The organism is Endozoicomonas sp. SESOKO2, from assembly GCF_024606245.1.
GTDB lineage: Bacteria > Pseudomonadota > Gammaproteobacteria > Pseudomonadales > Endozoicomonadaceae > Endozoicomonas_A.
This window is the reverse complement of record NZ_JAHHPQ010000810.1, coordinates 1-1,383: the sequence shown is the minus strand read 5'-3', so window position 1 is coordinate 1,383 and position 1,383 is coordinate 1. Positions and strand designations below refer to the sequence as shown.

Genomic DNA, 1,383 nt, shown 5'->3' with positions numbered 1-1,383 from the left:
GTGCCAGAAGATTAGATCAACAGAAAACCAATGCTTGCAAACAGGGGAACCATCCAGGCAATGGGCAGCTTCCAGACTGCCAGAAGCAGGTAAGCCATTAATGCCAGGGCAACGTCTTGGGCATCCTTGATGGCCAGAGTAATGACCGGGTTGTAAAAGGCTGCCAGAAGCAGGCCCACCACCGCGGCATTAATGCCATTGATAGCGGCTCTCAGCTTTGGCATCGACTTTAGACGATTCCAGAAAGGCCAGGCTGCTGCCAGCAGAAGGAAAGAGGGGGCAAAAATACCAAAAAGAGCGGCCAGTGCATGGGAAATATTGTAGGTGCCACCGTATACACCGCCCAGAAAAGGAGCCAGGGCAAACATAGGGCCGGGTACTGCCTGAGCGGCGCTGTAACCTACCAGGAAAGCATCTGGAGTAACACCGCCAGCATGCACAACTTCAGCCTGAAGCATTGGCAGAACGACATGGCCGCCGCCAAATACCAGGGCGCCGGCCCGATAGAAACTGTCAAAGAGGTTCAGGCTGGTTGAGTTTGCCATACCTGTTATGAAAGGCAGTAAGAGCAAACCGGCAAGGAACAGAACAAAGGCAGCACATGCCTGCCGTTTGCTGCCTTTCACCCGGGCGTGTTCGTCATCCACTGACTGATCTTTATAGATGATGAACCCAAAGGCTGCCGCCAAAACAATGACCCCAATCTGGGTGAATACATGGGGAAGCAGTAACATGGCTCCTGCTGACAGCACCGCTATCGTCACCCTGGGACGATCCGGACATAATGATTTGCCCATTTTGATAAGGGCATCAGCCACCACAGCGACGGCAAACAGCTTAATGCCCTGAAGCATTCCCATAGCGGCAGGGATGCCGGATATTTCGCTGTAGCCCAGTGCCAGCAGGATCATAATCAGGGCAGAAGGAAGGGTGAAACCCAGAAATGCAGCGATAGCACCCGGCAAGCCGGCACGTTCAAAGCCTATACTCATCCCTACCTGACTGCTGGCCGGTCCGGGCAGCATCTGGCAGAGGGCTACGGTGTCTGCGTAATCTCTTTCGCCAAGCCACTTGCGACGTTCTACAAACTCTTTATGAAAGTAGCCGATGTGGGCTGTGGGTCCCCCGAAGGAGTAGCAACCCAGCATCAGGAAACGCCAGAAGATCTCAAGAATTGAATGTCTCATAAGCCATCCTTATAAATATTGCCCGTTATTGTAAGGTTGGACATATCATTAATCGAATGAAATTGGTGTTTGGAAAACCTCTGCGGTAGGGTTCTGTGCAGGTATGATGCCTGTTTTTTCGCAAATAGCGGCTGTCCCATTGAATCTACTGATTGTGAGCAGGGGTTGCAGTTGAGTATGCTTCATAGGGATTAAC

At 51.9% G+C, this 1,383-nt stretch carries 1 protein-coding gene; it reads right to left on the bottom strand.

The genetic code is table 11. From position 1 onward, the window contains the following. Positions 1-11: 11 nt before the first annotated feature. Positions 12-1,187, bottom strand: a complete 1,176-nt coding sequence (gene chrA / locus KDK17_RS19050; protein ID WP_257280901.1) for a chromate efflux transporter — start codon at positions 1,185-1,187, stop codon at positions 12-14. Between the last annotated feature and the right edge of the window lie 196 nt (positions 1,188-1,383).

What these genes read in the sequence shown, in the direction of transcription:
- chrA (WP_257280901.1), bottom strand. Translation starts at nt 1,187, where the DNA reads ATGAGACATTCAATTCTTGAGATCTTCTGGCGTTTCCTGATGCTGGGT.